This is a genomic window from Pseudomonas sp. IT-P2 (genome assembly GCF_949767575.1).
Taxonomy (GTDB): Bacteria; Pseudomonadota; Gammaproteobacteria; order Pseudomonadales; family Pseudomonadaceae; genus Aquipseudomonas; species Aquipseudomonas pharyngis.
Genome location: NZ_CATKQA010000011.1, coordinates 563,149 through 584,542, shown reverse-complemented (window position 1 = coordinate 584,542; position 21,394 = coordinate 563,149). Strand labels below are relative to the sequence as shown.

The window sequence follows — 21,394 nt, the reverse complement described above, 5'->3', positions numbered from 1 at the left end:
GTCAGCCCTTTTTCGTGACCGGTCGCTCTGGCGGATCTTTGCTCTCCACCTCGCGATACCAGAGTGCATGGTGTTTCCTGGCCCAGGCGCGGCTGACCCAGCCGTGCATCATTGCGTCCACCGAGCCCTTGATCCAGATCCCGGCATAGATGTGAACGATGATGCTCAGGATCAGCACAAACCCCGCCAGTGCGTGCAGCAACATCGCCCAGCGGATCGTGGTGATGCCGAAGTAATGACTGAAATACGCGCGCCAGATCACCAGCCCCGTGAACAGCAATCCGAGCATGCACAGCAGTAAAGTCCAGAACAGCAGCTTTTGCCCGGCGTTATATTTGCCCACCGCCGGCACGGTCTCTTCGTCGTTGACCAGCACCCGGTCGATGCGCCGCAGCCATTTCCAGTCATTGTCGATGAAAAAGTTCGAGCGCCAGAAGCGAAACACCAGCCCCAGGAAGAACACAAACATCAGCACGCCCATGAAAGGGTGCAGGATTCGCGTCCACGGCCCGCCGCCGAACAGATTGGTCAGCCAGAACATCGACGGATGGAACAGTGCCAACCCCGACAGGCCGGCCATGAAAAACAGAATCGCCACCAGCCAGTGGTTGGTGCGCTGGTTGGCGGTGTAGCGCAGGATCGTCTTGTTGCTCATGGCCGGCCCTCCCCGCGTGGGTCGAAGGTGTGCACCGCCGGGTCGACGACGTGCACCGAGGTGTCGGGCGGATCGGGATGTTCATCTTCCTCGACCCGGTTCGGGCCGATCCGCACGTAATGGAAGAACCCGGCCAGCACCGCCGCGCCCATGGCCAGCAGACCCAACGGCTTGCTGATGCCTTTCCACAAACCCACCAGCGGACTGATCTCGGGGTTGTCCGGCAGACCAGCGTAGATTTTCGGGGTGTCGGCGTGGTGCAGCACGTACATGACGTGGGTGCCGCCGACGCCTTGCGGGTCATACAGGCCGGCGTTGTCGAAACCACGGCTTTTCAGGTCGACGATGCGTTCGGCGGCGTGGGTCTTCATGTCGTCCTTGGTGCCGAACACGATGGCCCCGGTCGGACAGGTTTTCACGCAGGCCGGCTCCAGCCCCACCGCCACCCGGTCCGAACACAGCGTGCATTTGTAGGCCTTATGATCTTTCTGCGAAATGCGCGGGATGTTGAACGGGCAGCCGGTGATGCAATAACCGCAGCCGATGCAGTGGTCCTGATCGAAATCGACGATGCCGTTGGCGTGCTTGATGATCGCGCCGGGGCTGGGGCACGCCGCCAGGCAACCGGGCTCGGCGCAGTGCATGCAGCCGTCCTTGCGGATCAGCCATTCGAGGTTGCCGACGTCGGTTTCGTGCTCGGTGAAGCGCATCAGCGTCCATGAATCGGCGCTCAAGTCCTGCGGATTGTCGTAGGTGCCGTGGTTGTGGCCGACCTCGTCGCGCAGCTCGTTCCATTCCGAGCATGCGACCTGGCAGGCCTTGCAGCCGATGCACTTGGTGGTGTCGATCAGCTTGGCCACCTGTTCCTGGCCGCGTATCGAAGGCGCCGGCGTGGTGGTGGCCGAGCGGGCAATGATGTCTTGGCTGGCCATCTAAAGATTCTCCATCAGAGCTTCTCCACGTTGACCAGGAATGACTTGGATTCCGGGGTCTGTGTATTGCCATCGCCGAGGAACGGCACCAGGGTGTTGGTCAGGTAACCGTGGCGCGTCAGGCCGGTGAAGCCCCAGTGCAGCGGAATGCCGATCTGGTGTACCACCTGGTTGTTGACCTGCAACGGCCGGATCCTTTTGGTCACCACCGCCACCGCTTCAATGAACCCGCGCTTGCTGCTCACGCGAACCCGATCGCCAGCGGCGATGCCCTTCTCTTTGGCCAGCACTTCGCCGATTTCCACGAACTGCTCGGGTTGAGCAATCGCGTTCAACTTGCAGTGCTTGCTCCAGAAGTGGAAATGCTCGGTCAGCCGGTAACTGGTCGCGGCGTACGGGTAATCCTTGGCCACGCCGAGGCTGTCCCACACCGAATCGAAGATCCGCGCCGCCGGGTTGCTGGTGGCTTTCTTGTTTTCCGGGTGCAGCGGGTTGATGCCGATCGGCGTTTCGAACGGCTCGTAGTGCTCGGGGAATGGCCCTTCGTTCATCTTGTCGACGGCGAAGAACCGCGCCACGCCTTCGGGGTTCATGATGAACGGGTTCATCCCGGCTTCCGGCGGCACGTCGGCCTTGTAGTCCGGAACATCGGTGCCGCTCCAGGCTTTGCCGTTCCACCAGACCAGGCGTTTTTTCGGATCCCACGGTTTGCCTGCGACATCTGCCGAGGCCCGGTTGTACAGAATCCGCCGGTTGGCCGGCCAGGCCCATGCCCAGCCTTGATGCTGATGCATGCCGTATGGGTCGTTGTTGTCGCGGCGGGCCATCTGGTTGCCGGCTTCGGTCCAGCTGCCGCAGAAAATCCAGCAGCCGGACGCAGTGCTGCCGTCATCCTTGAGCTGGGCGAACCCGGCCAGTTGCGAATTGCCCTTGATCACCGCGCCCGTGGCGTCGGTGAAATCGGTGGTGGCGTAGCCGTTGATCTCTTTGGCGATCTCTTCCGGCGAGGGTTCTTCGGCGATCTTGTACGGCCACGACAGCTTCAGCAGCGGATCGGCGAATTTGCCGCCCTCGGCCTGATAACGCTCACGCAGGCGCAGGAACAGCGCGCTCATGATCTGCACGTCGGTGCGCGCCTCGCCCGGGCCGTCGGCACCTTTCCAGTGCCATTGCAGCCAGCGGCTGCTGTTGACCAGCGAGCCGTCCTCTTCGGCAAAACACGTCGTTGGCAGGCGTATGACTTCGGTCTGGATGTCGGCGCTCTTCACATCGTTGAACGGCCCGACGTGTTCCCAGAACTGCGAGGTTTCGGTGGCCAGCGGGTCCATCACCACCAGCCATTTCAGTTTGGCCAGCGCCGCCATCACCCGGTTCTTGTCCGGCAACGCGGCAATCGGGTTGAAGCCCTGGCACATGTAGCCGTTGACCTTGCCCTGCCCCATCAGATCGAACACCTTGAGGATGTCGTAGTTGGGGATGTCGAGTTTCGGCAAGTAGTGGTAGGCCCACTGGTTCTCGGCGGTGGCATTGGCGCCATACCAGGCTTTCATCAGGCTGACGTGGAACTTGCTGTAGTTCTGCCAGTAGGACAATTGCCCCGGCCGCAATGGAACCTGGGTGCGTTTATGGATGTAGGCCGCGTAATCCTGCTCGGCGTCGGTCGGCAAGGTCAGGTAACCCGGCAGCGCGTTGGACAGCAGACCAAGGTCGGTCAGGCCCTGAATGTTCGAGTGCCCGCGCAAGGCGTTGACCCCGCCGCCCGGCATGCCGACGTTGCCCAGCAACAGTTGCACCATCGCTGCGCTGCGGATGATCTGCGAGCCGATCGAGTGCTGGGTCCAGCCCAGCGCATAGAGAATGGTCATGGTCTTGCCCGGTGCCGAGCAAGTGGCGATTTCCTCCCAGATCTTTTTCATCGCATCGACCGGCATGCCGCAGATCTGGCTCGCCAGGTCGATGTTGTAGCGGCTGTAATGCTGCTTCATCAGTTGATAGACGCAGCGCGGGTCCTGCAGGGTCGGGTCGACTTTGACGAAGCCGTCATCCCCCAGCTCGTAACCCCAGGTGGATTTGTCGGTGTAGCTGCGTTTGGCCGCGTCGTAACCGGTGAAGAGCCCGTCCTCGAAGCCGAATCCAGCTCTGACGATGAACGATACGTCGGTGTAGTTGCGCACGTATTCGTGCTGGATCTTGTCCTCGGTCAGCAGGTAATTGATCAGCCCGCCCATGAACGCGATGTCGCTGCCGGTGCGAATCGGCGCGTAGTAATCGGCCACGGACGCGGTCCGGGTAAACCTCGGATCGACCACGATCAGCCGCGCGGCATTGTGCGCCTTGGCTTCGGTCACCCATTTGAAGCCGCAAGGGTGGGCTTCTGCTGCGTTGCCGCCCATCACCAGGATCAGATTCGCATTGGCGATATCGGTCCAGGTGTTGGTCATGGCTCCACGGCCGTACGTCGGGGCAAGACTTGCCACCGTCGGGCCGTGTCAGACACGCGCCTGGTTATCGAACCCCAGCATGCCGAGACTGCGAACCACCTTGTGGGTGATGTAACCCGCTTCGTTGGACGCTGCCGACGCCGCGAGGAATCCTGTAGTCAGCCAGCGATTGACTGTCTGGCCCTGGGCGTTCTGCTCGACGAAATTGGCGTCGCGGTCGGCCTTCATCAGGTCGGCGACGCGGTCGAGGGCTTCGTCCCAGGTGATCCGGGTCCATTCGCTGCTGCCGGGCTTGCGCACCTGCGGGTACTGCAAGCGGCCGGGGCTGTGAATGAAGTCCAAAAGACCCGCGCCTTTCGGGCACAGGGTGCCGCGGTTGACCGGGTGGTCGGCGTCGCCCTCGATATGGATGATGTTTTGCGCAACGTTCTTCGCCGCATCGCCCTGGCTGTACATGATCAAGCCGCAACCGACCGAGCAGTACGGGCAGGTATTGCGGGTTTCATGGGTGTGGGCAAGCTTGAAGTGGCGCACCTGCTCGGCGAAGGCCTGCGTCGGGGCCATGCCCAACGCGCCCAGGCTAGAGCCTGCAAGGCCGATACCGGCGACCTTGAAGAACTGACGACGGCTGAGATCCATCGTGCACTCCTGATCAGGTGGAACCCGGTACTGGTGCCGGGTTTGTTCTGGACAATCACGGTTGCGGCACACGAGTGCCGACTTTTTCACTGTAGACAAAGCCTCTGCCGCCTGTGTGAAAACCGACCGTCGGCCGTTTGTCGGAGCATCACTTCCCACAGGTTTTGTGTGCTCCTTCAAGGGCATGGGCTTATCATGGCGGGCACGACCCATCTCCGCTTCAGAGACCGCGCATGACTTTCGATTTTGATCAGGTATTCGACCGCCACGACACCGGCAGCACCAAGTGGAGCCGCTACCCGGCCGACGTGTTGCCGATGTGGGTCGCTGACATGGATTTCGCCGCCCCGCCGGTGGTCATTGAGGCGCTGCACCAACGCCTGCTGCACCCATTGGTGGGCTACAGCGTGGCCCAGGACAATCTGCGCCAGGCCATCGTCGCCGACCTCTGGAACAAGTTCGCCTGGCGGGTCAAACCGCAGGAGCTGATCTTCCTGCCGGGTGTGGAGTCGGGTTTCAACATGGCGCTCAAGGCGCTGGTGCAACCGCAGCAGAATGTCGTGGTGCAAACCCCGAATTATCCGCCGCTGCGCCATGCACCGGGCCATTGGGGCCTGAACAAGGTCGAACTGGAATTCAATGCCCAGGCCGACGGCAGCTACGCCACCCCGCTGGACGTACTGCGTGAATCCCTGAGCGGTGGCGGCGCCCTGCTGCTGAGCAACCCGCACAACCCGATCGGCAAGGTCTTCGGCCGGGAAGAATTGCAAGCGGTGGCGGACATCTGCGTGGCGCAGGACGCCTGGATCATCTCCGACGAGATCCACGCCGAGCTGTGCTACGACGGCCGCGTGCACATTCCGACCGCGTCCCTGAGCCCGGAAATATCCCGCCGCACCATCACCCTGATGTCGGCGAGCAAGGCCTACAACATTGCCGGCCTCAAGACCTCGTTCATGATCATCCAGGACGCCGCCCTGCGCGAACGCGTCAACCACGCCCGTTGCGGCATGGTCGACAGCGTCAACCCGCTGGGCATGGAAGCCACCCGCGTGGCCTACAGCGAAGCCGGTCCGTGGCTTGAGGCGCTGAAGCAGTACCTGCAAGCCAACCGTGACTGGCTGGTGGACGCGGTGCGCAGCCGCTTGCCCGGCGTGACCCTCAATGTGCCGCAAGGCACGTATCTGGCCTGGCTCGATTGCTCGGCGCTGGATCTGGACGACCCGCAGAAGTTCTTCCTGGACCACGCTCGTGTCGGCCTCAGCCCGGGTCTGGACTTTGGCGACCACAGCCAGCAATTCGTGCGCCTGAACTTCGGTTGCCCGCGTTCGATGCTGGAAGAAGGCATTGCCCGGATGGAGCGAGCCCTCAAGTCCCGGTAATCACGTCAGGGCAAACCCAAGCGTCAATCCGATCGAACTCAGCGCAAACGGGCCGGGTCAACCGGCCTACTTGCCATGAGACCCGGAGATTGACGATGACCGACTATCCAAAACCCCCGTTCCCGAAACAGGCGCAACCGGTTCCCGGTTCGCAGCGCAAAATGGAGCCGTATCCTGATTGCGGCGAACAGAGCTACACCGGCTCCGGTCGGCTGGCCGGCAAGATTGCCTTGATCACCGGTGCCGACAGTGGCATCGGTCGGGCGGTGGCGATCGCCTTTGCCCGCGAAGGTGCCGATGTAGCAGTCGCCTATTTAAATGAACACGAAGACGCCAAGGAAACCGCGCGCTGGGTCGAACAGGCCGGCCGCCAGTGCCTGTTGCTGCCTGGTGACATTGCCCAGAAAGCCCAATGCCAGGCGTTGGTGGATCAAACCGTCGAGCGCTTCGGCCGTATCGACGTGCTGGTCAACAACGCGGCTTTCCAGATGACCCACGAAACCTTCGAGGAGATTCCCGACGACGAATGGGTGATGACCTTCGACGTCAACATCACCGCTATCTTCCGTCTGTGCCAGGCAGCCATCAAACACATGGGACCTGGCTCCTCCATCATCAACACCAGTTCGATCAACTCGGACATGCCCAAGCCAACCCTGCTCGCCTACGCCACCACCAAAGGCGCCATCGCCAACTTCACCGGTGGTCTGGCGCAAATGCTCGGCCCGAGGGAAATCCGCGTGAATTGCGTGGCACCGGGGCCGATCTGGACGCCGCTGATCGTCTCGACCATGCCCGATGAGGAAGTGCAGCATTTTGGCGAGCAAACCCCACTCGGGCGTCCCGGCCAGCCAGTGGAGGTCGCGCCGATCTACGTACTGCTGGCGTCTGATGAAGCCAGCTACATCACCGGCCAGCGCTATGGCGTGACCGGCGGCAAACCGATGCTCTGAGCCGCTTGCCAGAAAAAGTGAACCGCTGGACACGGCGACCTCTCCATACCTTCATGGCCCGTTCGGGTTGCAAGAGATCAGGAGGTCGTCATGTCTGCGCCTATTATCAAACTCTTCACCCAGCCGAATTTTGCCTGGACCGACATCCGCCGCGAAGAAGAGGCACATCCGCGTCATTACCTTGCTCACCTGCTGTTGCTGGCCCTCGTCCCGGCGGTGTGCCTGTTCATTGGCACCACCTATGTCGGCTGGAGCCTGGCAGTGGGTGAAACCGTGAGGCTCAGCAGTGCCAGCGCCTTGCAGCTGAGTGTCCTGCTCTACGTCACCATCGTGGTCGGCGTGGCGATCATCGGCGGATTCATTCGCTGGATGTCGCGCACCTTCGATGCCCGGCCGACGCTCAACCAGTGCATCGGTTTCGCGGCATACACCGTAACCCCGTTTTTCATCGCCGGTCTCGCCGGCCTGTATCCCAGCCGCTGGCTGGCGGTGCTGGTGCTCGGCGCAGCGTCCATCTATTCGACGTTTCTGCTGTTCGTCGGCCTGCCGACTTTCATGCACGAGCGCAAGGAACAGGGTTTGCTGTATTCGGCCAGTGTCTGGGGTGTCGCGCTGCTGGTGCTGGTGACGTTGTTGGTGTCGATGATCCTGCTGTGGTTCAACGTGCTGACGCCGGAATACCTGCGCACGACTGCGGGTTAGGCCGGTTATGTCGGGGCGGCATCGAACTGACCTTACGGGCCGCGCGTCATGAGCTTCATCATCTGGGTGGCGGTGCTCGGTGCCGTGCTGCTGACCCTGGCGCTGACGTCGTCCTATCTTCGCTGGATGCCGGTGACGACTTCCGCTGTCTGTTTGCTGCTGGGGGTTGGCATCGGGCCGTCCGGGCTCGATCTGCTGAAACTGCCGCTGGACGAAGCCTCTTTGTGGATGGAGCACCTGACCGAAGTCGCGGTGCTGTTTTCCCTGTTCGTCTGCGGTTTGAAGTTACGTTTGCCATTGCGCGACAAACGCTGGCGGATTGCATTCGGTCTGGCAGGTCCGGTGATGGTGCTGACGATCATTGGCGTCTGCCTGTTGCTGCATTTTGGCCTGAACCTGAATTGGGGCCCTTCGCTGTTGATCGGCGCGATTCTGGCTCCGACCGACCCGGTGCTCGCGGCGCTGGTGCAGGTTAACGATGCGCGGGACGTCGACAGCGTGCGTTTCGGCCTGTCCGGCGAGGCCGGGCTCAACGACGGCGTTGCATTTCCCTTCGTGATCCTCGGGCTGTTGCTGCTGCACGGTGAAGGGTTTGCCGCCGAGTGGCCCGACTGGGTACTGCGCAGCCTTTTGTGGGCGGTTCCGGCCGGGTTGCTTTGCGGCTACTGGATGGGCCGTGGCATTGGTCGACTGACCCTCTCGCTGCGTATCCGCAACGATGACAGCACCCTGAGCCCGAACGACTATCTGGCCCTGGCGTTGATTGCGCTGGCGTACGTCGTGGCTGAATCCATTGGTGGCTACGGCTTTCTGTCGGTATTCGCCGCCGGCCTCGGCTTGCGACAGGAGGAAGTCAAATCCACCGGCGCCCACCAACCACCCGCCGAGCATATGGTGCAACCGATTGTCGGTCATCAGAACGTCGAGCCGCAGCAGGCGGTGCACGGCGATACCGAGCGGCTGGAAGACAGTCAGGTGGCGGCCGGGATCATGATGGGCGACATGCTCGCGTTCGGCGGTTTGGTGGAACGGGCGATGGAGGTGTTTCTGGTCACGCTTCTGGGGGTAGTGCTGGTCAGTCACTGGGATTGGCGGGCGCTGCTGGTCGGCGGGGTATTGTTCTGTGTCATTCGCCCGGCCTGCGTAGCGTTGATGCCGTGGGGATCGCTGTTGGCCAGGCGCCAACGGTTATTGATCGGCTGGTTCGGCATTCGCGGCATCGGCAGTCTGTACTATCTCTTCTATGCGCTGAACCATGGGTTGGGCGACAGCGTGGCCACGCTGTGTACCGACCTGACCCTGTCGGTGGTGGCGCTGAGCATTCTGCTGCACGGCGTCAGCACCCAGCCGATCCTCGCCAGCTATGAGCGGCGCAAGAACAGAAACGGGCGAAAAAAGCCCGGCCATGATGACCGGGCTCGATAGCGGGGTGTCATTTATCCTCCCGGATTGGTCACCTGAATATAGAAGGCATAGCTGCCGAGCAACATCCAGAATGTGGCGAAAATCCACGGCGTACGAATGGAAAACAGCAATGACTTGCGATACCCCTTGTGGCTCGACTCCATTTCGCTGAATAACGGCGATTCGTCATAAGCCAGGCCCATCAGCGGTTCGCTGCGCAGCAGTTCACTCTGCTTGAAGTGCCAATGATCAATGATGTCGTAGGCGGCGCGAATCCCCGGCCAGGCGTTGAGCGAACTGAGCAGTCCGAGTAACGCCAGAAACGGCGGCACCACCAGGGTGAACAGCTTGCCCCATTCCGGGTTGAGGTTGGCCATGCAGGACGCAAAGGCAATCACCAGAAACGATTGTGCCGCCAGGTACGCGTCGGTGCGGTTGGCCAGGATGCTGGTTTCGTACTGGATTTCCCGACGGTAGAAATCCAGTCGCTCCTTGGGCGAACCGAACATCTTCGCGTTGTGTTCGGTCTGGGTTTCTTCGGCGGTCGGTTGGGTCAGTATGCGAGGCACGGTACGAACGCTCCGAAAGGCAAAGCGTTTGGAGCCGCCCCGTCGCGGACAAGTTCAGCCGGATTCAGTCCCGGTTCGTTTCATCGTCTGGGCAATAATCGTTACAAGATTCATCTGATTGAACGGTTTCGACAGCCGTGGCAACCCCGCTGCGAAGCCTTCGAGGCGTTCGGCAAAGCCGGTGGCGAGAATGATCGGCAGATCCGGCTTGAGCAAACGCACGGCATGAGCCAGTTGCGCGCCGCTCATATGCGGCATGGCCATGTCGGTGATCATCAGGTCGATGACCTCTCCCTGGTCAAACAGCTCGAGCGCGTGGGTACCAGAGGCGGCGCTGATCACCCGATGGCCAAGGTCTTCCAGCAGCAGGACGGTGCTGGTACGCACCAGACTGTCATCATCCACCACCAGCACGCTGAGGCGCGGCACTGTAACGGTGGACACCATCGTGCCGGACGATTGGGTCGCGACTCCGTCGATGGCGACCGGTAACCAGAGCTCAGCAGTGGTGCCCTGCCCCTTGATACTTTTCAGAATGAACCGGCCGCCCAGTTGTTCGATGAAGCCATGGACCATCGACAATCCCAGGCCGGTGCCCTTGCCCAAACCCTTGGTGGTGAAAAACGGATCGGTTGCCGACGCCAGCGTATCAGCGTCCATGCCTTCCCCGGTATCGGTCACCCGCAGACAGACATAACGCCCGGCCGCGAGCGTCGAATCGTTTTGTTCGATGACCACTTCAGGTTCCGCGCTGATGGTGACGCTGCCGCCCTCGGGCATGGCGTCGCGGGCGTTGGTGGCGAGGTTGAGCACCGCCAGTTCGAGCTGATTGCTGTCGGCCAGCACCGCTTGCAGGTCTTCGGGAAACTGCGTTTCGATGCGGATCCCGGGCCCGAGTGAGCTGCGCAACAACCCGGTGATGCCCTGCACCAGTTTCGGGATATCGATCGGTTCGGTCTTGAGCTCCTGCCGCCGGGCAAAGGCCAGCATGCGTTGGGTCAGCGATACGCCGCGCAATGCTCCCTGCGTGGCGTTTTCCAGCAGGCGGCTGACTTTCGGGTCGTCGCCCATACGTTTGCGCACGATTTCCAGGTTGCCGAGGATCACCGTCAGCAAGTTGTTGAAGTCGTGGGCGATACCTCCGCTCAACTGACCGATGGCCTGCATTTTCTGCGCCTGGAACAGCGCTTCACGGGTTTTCTCCAGTGCCTGTTGCGCCTCGGTGGCTTCGGTCACGTCCCTGGTGATCTTGGCGAAACCCAGCAAGGTGCCGGTCTCGCCACGGATCGCATCGACCACCACATGCGCCAGAAACCGCGTACCGTCCTTGCGCAGACGCCAGCTCTTGTTTTCGAAACGGCCCTCGCGCGCAGCGGTTTCCAGAGCGCGCTGGGGTTCGCCGATCTCACGATCTTCAGGGGTGTAGAACATCGAAAAGTGCTGGCCGATGACCTCTTCCGGCCTGTAGCCCTTGATCCGCTGCGCACCAGGGTTCCAGTTGGACACGCGGCCGTCCGGGCTGAGCATGTAGATCGCGTAGTCGCTGACGCCCTGAACCAGCAGGCGAAACTGCTGTTCGCTCTGCTTGAGGGTTTCTTCGGCCATCTTGCGGTCGGTCAGGTCGCGGGTGATCTTGGCAAACCCGAGCAGTTGCCCGCTCGGGCTGAAAATTGGATCGATCACCACGTGGCACCAGAAATGCGTGCCATCCTTGCGTACCCGCCAGCCCTCACCCTCGAACCGGCCTTCGCGGATCGCCGTGTCCAGCGCCCGCTGCGGCATACCGTTGGCGCGATCTTCGTCGGTGTAGAACCTTGAAAAGTGCTCGCCAAGGATCTCGGCTTCTTCGTAACCCTTGAAGCGTTTGGCGCCGGAGTTCCAGCTGGTGATGATGCCTTCGGGGTCGATCATGTAGATCGCGTAATCGACCACGGCATCGATCAGCAAACGAAAACGCATGTCTTCGATTGCAGCGGACTTCTTGTTATCGCTCATCAGGCTTGGCTCGAAACAGATCTTCAATAACCCGAGTATGCGGCAAACCAGCGGAATGGAAAGGCGCAATAGCACCTCATGTCCGAACCTCGGCTCGCTCAACGTTGAACATATTTGGCGATCCGGGCATAAAGTGCATCGAAAAGAAAGTCCGGTACCTGCATTGCATACTGCGCAGCCTTGTGCAGGGCGAGATGACTCTCCTTGATCACCTCGTGACGTTCGCTGTCGCTGTTGAGCGATTTGCCGATGATGCGCTCATAGGCGCTGTAGCTGAACGGCGTGGATGTTGAGGTAACGGAGAGCTTGTTCTGCATATCTCGAGCATACAAGCTGTGCGCACGCACGACACGCTCCCTCATGGCCCCAAAACCTCGTTCGTAAAGGAACACCTGTGAGCCGCCGACTCTTTTGGCCGCAGCGTCGAGCGCGTAGATCACTGCGTGGGCATTTCCAAAACTGGATTTCAGTTCCGAAGGTCGGACAAAACGTTCGAGCTCGCCTTTCTCCAGGCTTTTGAACCCTCTCTGGACGCCGGAAATAAATGCGAACGGATAGTTGCAGGCCACGATGTGAACCTCAAGCCTGTAACCGGCGTTGGCCATGTAGTCAGGCAGAGTCGCAAACTCGATACTGTCGAACGCGCATTCGAAAATGATGTTGAGCTTTTGCTCAAAAGCCCGTTCAAAGATTTTCCTGCTCAAATCACGAATGAAGTCATTCGTATGTTCGTAGGCGTGCAACGTGCCCAGCTTGATCATCTCCTGGTATTGCGGATGCTTCTCCCGATACTCCGGCAGATACAGACGGACGTAATTTTTATAGAGGCCGGAAGGAAGCAGTTGTTTTTCCAGCAGGTAGGTTTTCCCCGAGCTTTGCACTCCGGCTGTCACCAGGATAGTGGGTGTGAGCTGTGCAGTGATTCCGGCGAACAGGGTTGTGCTGATGTCATTGAAGGCTGAAGTGACCTGCTCGGAGGTATACGTATAAGTGTGGGTAGCGGACATATATTGATTTCCTTATCAAATATCGCGAGAGACCGAGATCCGGCTTACTGAATAAAGACTGAAGTTCGCGATTTATCAAAGGGGGTTTTTCACAAGATATGTCTCTGTTTTATAAGGAAATATGTCCTACAAGTCCAAGTAAAATCCCCTCAAGTCGCACTGACGTTATCCCGCAACATCGCCAACCGGATTCTCACTGCTCAACGACCACCAGAACGGCAATAATTGCTTGATTCGGCTTTCGGCAAAACGATCATCGATCAGCATCACCACGCCGCGATCCTGCTGGGTACGGATCACCCGCCCGGCAGCCTGCACCACTTTCTGCACGCCTGGGAAAAGATAGGTGTAGTCGTAGCCCGCACCGAAGATCGCTGCCATACGGCGCTTCATCTGTTCATTGACCGGATTGAGCTGTGCCAGCCCGAGGGTGGCGATGAACGCGCCGATCAGCCGCGCGCCGGGCAGATCGATGCCCTCACCGAAGGCGCCGCCGAGCACGGCAAAACCGACGCCCTGGCTGTCGGCGGTGAATTGATCGAGAAAGTCCTGCCGCGCGCCTTCGGTCATGCCTCGGGATTGCTGCCAGCGGGTGATGTGTGGGTGCCGCTCGGCGAGCAACTGCGCGACCTGTTGCAGGTAATCGAAGCTGCTGAAGAACGCCAGGTAGTTGCCCGGACGTTCACTGAACTGGCGGGCGATCAGCTCGACAATCGGTTCCAGCGATGCTTGCCGGTGCGTGAAACGCGTGGAAATCCGGCTGACGATCTGCACCTGCAATTGTTCGGCGCTGAACGGCGACTCGACGTCGATCCAGACCGTGTCGGCCGGGGTGCCGAGCAAATCCGCGTAATAGTGGCGCGGGCTGAGGGTGGCGGAAAACAGCACGCTGCTGCGCGCCGCCGTCAGGCGCGGGCCGATGAACGCCGCCGGCACCACGTTGCGCAGGCACAGTTGTGATAACGGGCGTTTGCGCTCGAGGTCGCGTTTGCTGATGTCGAACAGGTAATGCGCGTCGAACAATTCCGCCACCCGGCCGAATTGCAGCATTTCGAAGTAGAAGTTCTGCAGTCCGCTGTCGAGCCCTTGCGGGTGATCGTTGAGGTAGTCGCCGATGCTCGCCGTGCAGGATGAGAGCGCCTGCAACAGTTTTTCCGGCGCCTTGTCGTAGGCCTGATACGGCGCCAACTGGTCATTGTGCAGCGCGTTCCATTCACGATTGACCCGTTGCAACGACCTCTTCAAGACCTCGGGCGCGGTTTTGCGCACGCTGCCCAGTGTCGCCTGATCGAGAGTGGCGCTGTACATCTGCCGTCCGCGCTCGACCAGGTTGTGCGACTCGTCCACCAGCACCGCAACGTTCCATTGATTGAACTGCGCGAGACCGAACAGCAGCGCACTGAAATCGAAGTAATAGTTGTAGTCCGCCACCACCACGTCGGCCCAGCGGGCCATTTCCTGGCTCAGGTAATACGGACACACCCCGTGCCGCGCCGCGACGTCCCGCAGTGCGGCCTGATCCAGCAGGCGCAATTGGCTGGCAGCCTCACGGGCGGCGGGTAAACGGTCGTAAAAGCCCTGGGCCAACGGGCAGGATTCACCGTGACAGGCCTTGTCCGGGTGCTCGCAGGCCTTGTCCCGGGCGACCATTTCCAGCACCCGCAGGGGCAAGGTTTCGCTGTGATCGAACAGCACTTGCGCTGCATCCAGCGCCAGTTTGCGTCCGGGCGTCTTGGCGGTGAGGAAGTAGACCTTGTCCAGTTGCTGCGGCGCCAACGCCTTGAGCATCGGAAACAGGGTGCCGAGGGTCTTGCCGATCCCGGTCGGGGCCTGGGCCATCAGGCAGCGCCCGGTGCTGACGGCTTTGAACACCGATTCGGCGAGGTGACGCTGGCCGGGGCGAAACGTGGCATGGGGAAAACCCAGCTGCTGCGCCGCCCGGTTGCGCGCTTCGCGGTGGGCCATTTCCTGTTCGGCCCACGCGAGGAACAAACCGCACTGCTGTTCGAAGAACTGTCGCAGCGCATCAGCGCTGAACGCCTCGACCAGGCAGGTTTCCTTTTCCGTGACGATGTCGAAATACACCAGCGCCAGATTGATCTGCTCAAGCTGCAATCGGCAGCACATCAACCAGCCGTAAATCTTCGCCTGGGCCCAATGCAACGAACGGTGATTGGCCGGTTGCTTGCCCAGGTCGCCACGGTAGGTTTTGACCTCTTCCAGGCAGTTCTGCGTCGGGTCGTAGCCGTCCGCCCTGCCCTTGACCTTCAATGGCCCGAATGCGCCCTCCAGCGCCACTTCGCTCTGGTAGGCGTCGTTGCGCCGGGACGCCACGGTGCGATGCCCGGCAATCCCCTCCAGCGCGGTCGGTGACGGGGTGAAGCGCAAGTCGAGGTCACCGGTTTTCGCGGTGAATTCGCACAATGCCCGCACGGCGATGCTGTAGCTCAAGCGCCCTGCTCCGCCCATTGCACGTAACACACGGCGACCGGCATCCGGTGCGTGTGGCAGAACTCCAGCCAGCGCAATTGATTGTCTTGCAGCCGATCGCCCGGGCCTTTGACTTCGATCATCCGGTAGGTCCTGTGCTGCGGCCAGAACTGGATCAGGTCGGGCATGCCGGCGCGATTGGCCTTGATGTCCAGCAGCAGACGGCTGAACCAGTGCTTGAGGTGTTCGGCCGGCAGACAAGCCAAAGCTTGCTCCAGCAGTTCTTCATTGAGCGCGCCCCAGAACACGAACGGCGACTGCACGCCCCATTTGGCGGCGAACCGCGCGCGGATGGTGTCGGCATAGCGGCCATCGTCGAGTTCGGCCAGACAGGCCTGAAACAGCTCGGCGCGTCGGGGCTGGAAGTCTTCATTGAGCAGATCCACCGGCCCGCGCTGGAACGGGTGAAAGAAAGCGCCCGGCAATGGTGCGAAGATCGCCGGCCAGCACAACAGGCCGAACAGTGAATTGATCAGGCTGTTTTCCACGTAATGCACCGGGCCCGTTTCTTCGTGCAGGTGCGCCTGAACGTGATATTCCACCGACAACGCCGGATCGAGACGCGGCAGATGCAGGTCCAGCCGTTCCACCATGCCGGGCGCCGTGCGCTTGATCGGTGGCCCGCCGAGCTTGCGTCGCAAACGCGGCAACACCCGTTGCAGGCCCTGCTGTTCGGTAGCGGTTTCCGGCGCCTGCTCGGCAATGACCGCCAGTTCGAGAGCCAACGCATATTCGGCGCTGCGCTCCAGCACGCGGATCATCCGCAATCGCGCGCCGGGATAGGCGCAGTCGCGATAGATCTTCAGCGCCAGGGCGAATTCGCCGAGGCGCTCGCAGTATTGGCCGATCTGGAACAACAGCTTGCCGCGTCGGCGTTGCAGCCACGGGTTATCGAAATGCAGCGCCGCGACTTGTTCGACGATCGGCTCCAGCGGCTCGCCGGCTTCGAAATACAGCTGGCAATCGTGCAGAAACAGGCAGGCATCGACGTCGGCACGGCTGCGCAAGCCCCGGGAATCGGCGCAGAATTCGACTTTTTCATAAGTGAAGATGCCAAGATCGGCGAGCACGAATTCCGACCAGTCCTGATAGAGATTGCCGAAGAACATCAGGCGAAAACGGTCGCACAGGTCCATCAGCGTCAGGCTGAACAGCCGATCCGCCAGCGCCGGGCACCATTGCACGAAACTGCGGGGCTCGGGGAATTGTTCGTGCAGCTGCGGCAACCAGTCGACTTTCTTGCCTCGGGGCTGGTCGATGGCCGGGCCGAAGGCTTGCAGGATCTCGGCCTTGAGCAACACCTCGAACAGTTCCGCCATCGACAACGGCGCCTGTTCATGGAGCCAGCCATGCTCCAGCAGCGGTTGCGCCGCCTCGGCGATGTCGCCGATTTCCGGATAATTCAGCTTGCCGGCGCGAAAATGCACGCCCTTGCGCATCACCATACGCACCAGCAGGCCCTGGGACGGACGCGGCAGCGCCTTGAACTCGCGAATGAAGGCATGTTCCGTTTCGCTCATGACATCGGCATAGCGAAGCTCAAGCCAATCAAGCACCTGGCGGAAGTTGTTGAGGTAATAGAACGGATCGTCGAGGGGATTGGCAGTCACGGTAGATTCGGGGGCCATGGCAAGCGAGTACTGGTTATGCGTACAGATACCAGTCTGCCCCGGCGGGCGCAAACGGAAAAAGATCAGTGGCACCTTCATTGCAGATTTTTTCAGGTGGCCATCGAACTTTTCCCGGCGTAATGGCACCAACCGCGTTAGAGGCCGACAATGGTCGAAATGAACAGGAATGCTGCTTATGAAAATCAAGACTCTCGGGATCCCGTTGGCTGTTGCGGCCCTGCTGACCCTGGCCGGTTGCTCGACCCCGACGGTGGTTACCCTGCAGAACGGCACCCAATATCTGACCGAAGACATGCCCGATACCAAAACCGAGGATGGCTTCTACGAGTTCAAGGATATTTCCGGCGCCAAAGTCCGCGTACGTGCCGACGAAGTGGCCACGGTGCGCAAAGAAGACTGACGGATAAAACATCAAAAAAGGCTGCGACCCTATGGGATCGCAGCCTTTTTTGCATTCATCAGCGTGGTAACGCCATGCCCGGGAGAGAGCCGTCGCAACTGAAAGGACGCTCGCCACGGCGAACCAGTTCTTCCTGCAAGCGCTGGCAGCGCTGACGCTCCTGTTGCGCCATGCGGTCGATGCTCAGATTTCCGGTCATTTCCGGCTCATAGTCTTCGCCGATGCGAATCGTCACGAACGGTTGCTCGGGCTGGATATGAAAGCGGTTTTTTTCTTCGACGGGTTTGGCGTCTTCGCTTTTGGCCGGCTCTGGCAGTTGATCGGGTGTCACGCCATAGCGACTCAGAATCGAGCTGTGAGGCAGATCGGCCCAGGCATTGGCCGACAGCAGCGCCAGTCCCGCGATACCGATATACCCCTTGAAACCTTTCACGTGTGAATCTCCTGTACTCGTTGGCAGCCCTTGAATGACGAACGTCGACGTCATGGCTTTAGGCCGCATTTCCTGTCGGTGCAGGGATTGGAGTCAGGGAATGGTTGGTGAGTCACTTCCTGCCCGTCTCCGTTGAGGCGACACCCTCAACCCTGTTTATGGTTTTGTTTGATCGACGCTCCTCCAACAACGTCCTCGGCAACACAAACCCTTCAAAACTGCGTTGGGTAACCGGGTTGTTGGCCTTCTCCGCCCCAATCCGATAGCGCATCAAGCCATCGGCGACGGCAAAGGTCAGGTCCACGCTGGTGTCGGTCCTGCCATTAAGATGCCCACGGCTGAGCAGCCGGAACAACGACCACGGCCCGCGATAGCTAAGGCTGGCGGTGTTGCCGCTGCTGTGCACCAGCGTCAGTTGGCTGCCATTGGTGTTGCCCAGACTGTTGGGCCACACCAGCCCCGTGCGTTGCGGCGCGCCGTGCTGGTAAGGGATCAGTTGTCCGTCGACGCTGAGCATGCTGCTCAGGCGGGTCGCGCTCAGGGCCAGGGGTTCGATGGTGAGTTGCACGGCCAGGTGGCCGCGGTGGTTGAAGAAAGTGTCGCGGATGCGCTCGACCTTCTTGAGCTGTTCCAGCACGTCGCTGCGTACCAGGTAGCCGCCAAGGTTTTCGGAGTACAGAGCATCGAGGTTGTCCTTGAGGAACACGTTCAGGTATTGATCGTGGAACTGCTGTAGACGCCCCTGCGGGCTGAAGAAGGCTTCGAAGTCTTCCAGCGAGGCGTCCTCGCCGCTGGCCTTGAACGGGTAGCGGCTCGCCAGCCGTTCGCGGTAGAAGCTGTAGATATCACTGTCCCAGCGTTTTTCCAGTTCGCGTAAGGCGGCAATCACCAGTACCTGCGAGGTCTGGTCGGCGAGCTTTTTGATTTGCTGGTTGAGTGGTTCAGGCAGGCCGACGGCGACACGTTGCAGGTTGGCAATCGGATCGGCACCGCCGAGGGAAAAACGATTGAGCACGGTTTTCAACGCCGCTTTGCCGGGGTCGGGATTGTCGTGCACGGCTTTGGCGTAGTCGTAGACGGCGCTGACGGAACGTAGCGTTTCTTCGTAATAGGACGGCTGCTCGCCGCGCGTGGTGGTCAGTTCCGTCAGGCTGGAAAACGCGCGCCGGATACCCGCAGCTTGTTGCTGGCCGTCCGACACCTTGTCCAACGTCAGTGGTGCCTGCCCTTCGACCAAGGGCGCCGACGGGTAAATCACGCTATTGTCGCGCAAGGTTTCCAGCAAACGCCGCAGAGGGGCGGCCGGGCCAGTGACCTGCTCCAGCACGGCCACGCCGTGACTGAGGTCGTCGAAGTCGGTGATCGCGAACTGATTCAGCGCACGTCGCCAGCTGTCGACATAATCGGCGCTGTATAACGCGCGGACCCGCTGGGTCAGTACTTTGCGGTCTTCGTCGGAATAGTCCAGGCGTTGCCGCTCGCCGAGCACCCACTGGTCGATCATTGCCAGCTCGATGATGCCCTCGGTGCCAGGCTCAAAGTAGTCCCTGAAGCCCTTGGCCGTGAGCAGCGGTGCCAGCATCAGGCCGCTACCCTCTTGATCGGTGTTCAATGGACTGTAGACGATGTCGAACGCCGGACCGACCTCGGCGCGCAGGTCCAGCGGGCGGTGCAAACGCTCTTGGGCATCCTGTTTCAGGTTCATGTAGACCCGTTCAGCCATAGGCAACTGGCGCAACTGTTGTTGCACTTGGGCAATGCGCTCACGGTAGTGCGGCAAATCGGCGTCGGCGTATTTCAGGGCGTAGCCCAAGTGTCTCATCAAGTCGGCCTGCAACTGGCCCTGCCCGGGATAGGCCCTCTGCCACTGTTTGGCGACCCACTCCTCGACGATGGCCGGGCGGCGGTTTTGCCGTTCTTCAAGCATGCGGTAAACGCGCAAGGCCGCCAGTTGCTGATTACTACCGGCGGGCGCGGCATTGATGGCATCCAGCACACCGCTGGCAATCGCCGGCAGAAAGCGTTTGGACAGTAGATTCAGATAGGCCTCATCCACCGTCGGACCAATCGCCCTCCCCTGATACAACCCCATATCCGCCAGCAGCGGCCATGCCTCGCGATAGTCACCGTACACCAGCACCGCATCGCGAATCTGATCCAGCGGTACCAGCAGATTGCGCCCGGTCGTGTCGACCTTGGTGTCGATGTCCCGTTCACTGAACTCCTGACTCTTGGCCAGGACGCTCGCAGCCTTGTCGCGGTTGATGTTGAAGTAAAACTGCCAGGTTCCGATGACCACCAAAACGCCCAAGGACGCGACGCTGAAGCCAGCGATCAGCAGTCGTCGCTTGTTACGGGCCACCTTGATGTTGTCACCCGCCAGACCTGCTTCCGGGTAAATCACTCGCTGGAAAAGCTGCTGGGCAAAATAGATCGCAGTGCCACCAGCAGGCTTGACCTCGGGGGGCGGTGGCGGCAGTTGATACGCTTGCCCTGCCTCTTTGACGAAGGCATTGCTCAAGGTGCCCTGCTGAAATACCGAGGAGAAATACAGCCCGCGCACCAGCGCAGGGGTGGTGAAACGATCACTGCCGAGCATCTCGCTCAGGAAACCCGACAGTGCCGGGCGCAGGCCCGCCATCTGACGCAACAGGCCCTGCAGTCGATCGCGCTCGGTCAGCCCACGCGACTCCTTGACGCTGTCGAAGATCTGTTCACTCAGGTACGTGACAAAGGTCTGGTACTGGCGGGTCAGCTCCGCCGACCAGGCATCGAAATCATCCACCGCGTCCAGACTGAAGGTGAAACCCAGCAGGTCTTCGCGCCCACTATGCGACAACCGGGCGAAGAACTCTTCGAAGCCTTCCAGCAGGTCGAACTTGCTCAGCGTCACGTACACCGGCAAGCGCGTACCCAATTGCCGCGTCAGCTCAAACAGCCGGGTGCGCAGCAGGTTGGCGTGGGCCTTGCGTTGTTCGGGACGTTGCGCCAACAAGGCCTGCACATCGATCACCAACACCACGCCGTTCAATGCGCGACGGCTGCGATTGCGCGCCAGCCAGTCGATCAGGTGCCGCCATAGACGTGGGTGAGTGCCAGCGGGTAATACCGGTTTGACCTTGCCTTGGATCGCGCCCTGCTGCTCGACGTTATCAGCCGCTGGCTGCGGATGACTGAGGAATTCACCCGGCGGGTCAATCAACACCGCCTCGTCACCGATCCACCAATCCACCGGATAGGCCAGTTGTTCTTCCTGGTGCGCCCTGACCCCGGCTCTGGTCACATGGGACAAGGCAAAGCTCTGATTGGAGCGTGCGATCAGGCTGGTCTTGCCGGCATTTTCCTCGCCCAGCACCAGATACCATGGCAATTGATAGAGCGAACGGCGGCGTTCCATGTTGTTGAGCAAGTTGCCCAGGCTGCGGTCCAGTGCTCGCTCCTGCGCCTCGATGTAAGGCAGGCACGGGTCGGCCTGCATCGCAGCCTCGTGCTGGCGTTCAAGCTGCAACCGGTGATAACGATTACGCACCCGCCATGCCCAGATCAGCAGCGGCACCACCAGCACCACAACGCTGGCCGAGACGCGCATCGCCAACTCGCTCAGCGGCCGATGTTCACGCCAGGCCCACTGCGGGCCCAGCCACCAGATAGCGATCAATAAAAACGCCACGCCCAGCAGCACCAGTATCGGCAATGCCTGGTTGAACTGACGCAGTACCGGCAGGCCCCAACGTTTGACGTATCCCCAGAACATCCCCATA

General features: G+C 60.8%; 15 protein-coding genes. 5 read left to right on the top strand and 10 right to left on the bottom strand.

Annotated elements, in window-relative coordinates; translation table 11 throughout:
- Nucleotide 1: 1 nt before the first annotated feature.
- The 3 genes from ACM6JM_RS09385 to fdnG are packed head-to-tail and all read right to left on the bottom strand — an operon-like array spanning nucleotide 2 to nucleotide 4,667.
- A complete protein-coding gene (locus ACM6JM_RS09385) occupies nucleotides 2–655 on the bottom strand; it encodes a formate dehydrogenase subunit gamma (RefSeq protein WP_039768364.1) in 654 nt (217 codons plus the stop codon).
- Nucleotides 652–1,587, bottom strand: a complete 936-nt coding sequence (gene fdxH, locus ACM6JM_RS09380; RefSeq protein ID WP_103385292.1) for a formate dehydrogenase subunit beta — start codon at nucleotides 1,585–1,587, stop codon at nucleotides 652–654. Before fdxH ends, ACM6JM_RS09385 begins: the two co-directional genes overlap by 4 nt.
- 14 nt (nucleotides 1,588–1,601) lie before the next feature.
- Entirely contained in the window at nucleotides 1,602–4,667 is a 3,066-nt protein-coding gene (fdnG, locus tag ACM6JM_RS09375; protein WP_414881721.1) for a formate dehydrogenase-N subunit alpha, read from the bottom strand.
- Between the two features lie 233 nt (nucleotides 4,668–4,900).
- Between fdnG and ACM6JM_RS09370 the strand changes: the two genes are divergently transcribed.
- The 4 genes from ACM6JM_RS09370 (at nucleotide 4,901) to ACM6JM_RS09355 (ending at nucleotide 9,129) form a co-directional block, all read left to right on the top strand.
- On the top strand, nucleotides 4,901–6,049 hold the full coding sequence (locus ACM6JM_RS09370; RefSeq protein ID WP_414881720.1) for a MalY/PatB family protein: 1,149 nt from the start codon (nucleotides 4,901–4,903) through the stop codon (nucleotides 6,047–6,049).
- Nucleotides 6,050–6,144: 95 nt separating this feature from the next.
- On the top strand, nucleotides 6,145–7,002 hold the full coding sequence (locus tag ACM6JM_RS09365; protein WP_039768357.1) for an SDR family oxidoreductase: 858 nt from the start codon (nucleotides 6,145–6,147) through the stop codon (nucleotides 7,000–7,002).
- A gap of 90 nt (nucleotides 7,003–7,092) precedes the next feature.
- Nucleotides 7,093–7,704 carry a Yip1 family protein gene (locus ACM6JM_RS09360; protein ID WP_011334107.1) on the top strand — a complete coding sequence of 204 codons (612 nt, stop codon included), beginning with the start codon at nucleotides 7,093–7,095 and terminating at the stop codon, nucleotides 7,702–7,704.
- Between the two features lie 48 nt (nucleotides 7,705–7,752).
- On the top strand, nucleotides 7,753–9,129 hold the full coding sequence (locus ACM6JM_RS09355) for a cation:proton antiporter (protein ID WP_052266547.1): 1,377 nt from the start codon (nucleotides 7,753–7,755) through the stop codon (nucleotides 9,127–9,129).
- A gap of 11 nt (nucleotides 9,130–9,140) precedes the next feature.
- On the opposite strand, the gene ACM6JM_RS09350 is transcribed toward ACM6JM_RS09355, so the two are convergent.
- From ACM6JM_RS09350 to ACM6JM_RS09330, 5 genes are all read right to left on the bottom strand, one after another.
- Nucleotides 9,141–9,677: a hypothetical protein gene (locus ACM6JM_RS09350; RefSeq protein ID WP_074690613.1), complete on the bottom strand. Its 537-nt coding sequence runs from the start codon at nucleotides 9,675–9,677 to the stop codon at nucleotides 9,141–9,143.
- A gap of 54 nt (nucleotides 9,678–9,731) precedes the next feature.
- Nucleotides 9,732–11,672 (bottom strand): PAS domain-containing sensor histidine kinase, encoded by a 1,941-nt coding sequence (locus tag ACM6JM_RS09345; protein WP_074690614.1) that lies wholly within the window; start codon nucleotides 11,670–11,672, stop codon nucleotides 9,732–9,734.
- Nucleotides 11,673–11,770: 98 nt separating this feature from the next.
- The gene (locus tag ACM6JM_RS09340; protein WP_039768351.1) at nucleotides 11,771–12,679 is read right to left on the bottom strand and encodes a zeta toxin family protein; all 909 of its coding nucleotides are present in this window, start codon (nucleotides 12,677–12,679) and stop codon (nucleotides 11,771–11,773) included.
- 165 nt (nucleotides 12,680–12,844) lie between these two features.
- Nucleotides 12,845–15,130 carry an ATP-dependent DNA helicase gene (locus tag ACM6JM_RS09335; RefSeq protein ID WP_414881719.1) on the bottom strand — a complete coding sequence of 762 codons (2,286 nt, stop codon included), beginning with the start codon at nucleotides 15,128–15,130 and terminating at the stop codon, nucleotides 12,845–12,847.
- Nucleotides 15,127–16,779: a VRR-NUC domain-containing protein gene (locus ACM6JM_RS09330; protein WP_414881718.1), complete on the bottom strand. Its 1,653-nt coding sequence runs from the start codon at nucleotides 16,777–16,779 to the stop codon at nucleotides 15,127–15,129. The genes ACM6JM_RS09335 and ACM6JM_RS09330 overlap by 4 nt, the downstream gene beginning before the upstream one ends.
- Before the next feature lie 196 nt (nucleotides 16,780–16,975).
- On the opposite strand from ACM6JM_RS09330, the gene ACM6JM_RS09325 reads away from it, so the two are divergent.
- A complete protein-coding gene (locus tag ACM6JM_RS09325; RefSeq protein WP_039768348.1) occupies nucleotides 16,976–17,200 on the top strand; it encodes a YgdI/YgdR family lipoprotein in 225 nt (74 codons plus the stop codon).
- Nucleotides 17,201–17,258: 58 nt separating this feature from the next.
- Here ACM6JM_RS09325 and ACM6JM_RS09320 read toward each other — a convergent pair whose 3' ends face one another.
- Nucleotides 17,259–17,633: a hypothetical protein gene (locus ACM6JM_RS09320; RefSeq protein WP_414881716.1), complete on the bottom strand. Its 375-nt coding sequence runs from the start codon at nucleotides 17,631–17,633 to the stop codon at nucleotides 17,259–17,261.
- A gap of 112 nt (nucleotides 17,634–17,745) precedes the next feature.
- Complete coding sequence (gene tssM, locus ACM6JM_RS09315; RefSeq protein WP_414881715.1) at nucleotides 17,746–21,393, bottom strand: type VI secretion system membrane subunit TssM; 3,648 nt, start codon at nucleotides 21,391–21,393, stop codon at nucleotides 17,746–17,748.
- Between the last annotated feature and the right edge of the window lies 1 nt (nucleotide 21,394).

Bases quoted from the DNA above. Each gene is read 5' to 3' on its own strand.
- ACM6JM_RS09370 (WP_414881720.1), top strand. From the start codon at position 4,901: ATGACTTTCGATTTTGATCAGGTATTCGACCGCCACGACACCGGCAGC.
- ACM6JM_RS09385 (WP_039768364.1), bottom strand. From the start codon at position 655: ATGAGCAACAAGACGATCCTGCGCTACACCGCCAACCAGCGCACCAAC.
- ACM6JM_RS09325 (WP_039768348.1), top strand. From the start codon at position 16,976: ATGAAAATCAAGACTCTCGGGATCCCGTTGGCTGTTGCGGCCCTGCTG.
- ACM6JM_RS09360 (WP_011334107.1), top strand. From the start codon at position 7,093: ATGTCTGCGCCTATTATCAAACTCTTCACCCAGCCGAATTTTGCCTGG.
- ACM6JM_RS09365 (WP_039768357.1), top strand. From the start codon at position 6,145: ATGACCGACTATCCAAAACCCCCGTTCCCGAAACAGGCGCAACCGGTT.
- ACM6JM_RS09355 (WP_052266547.1), top strand. From the start codon at position 7,753: ATGAGCTTCATCATCTGGGTGGCGGTGCTCGGTGCCGTGCTGCTGACC.
- ACM6JM_RS09345 (WP_074690614.1), bottom strand. From the start codon at position 11,672: ATGAGCGATAACAAGAAGTCCGCTGCAATCGAAGACATGCGTTTTCGT.
- ACM6JM_RS09340 (WP_039768351.1), bottom strand. From the start codon at position 12,679: ATGTCCGCTACCCACACTTATACGTATACCTCCGAGCAGGTCACTTCA.
- tssM (WP_414881715.1), bottom strand. From the start codon at position 21,393: ATGGGGATGTTCTGGGGATACGTCAAACGTTGGGGCCTGCCGGTACTG.
- fdxH (WP_103385292.1), bottom strand. From the start codon at position 1,587: ATGGCCAGCCAAGACATCATTGCCCGCTCGGCCACCACCACGCCGGCG.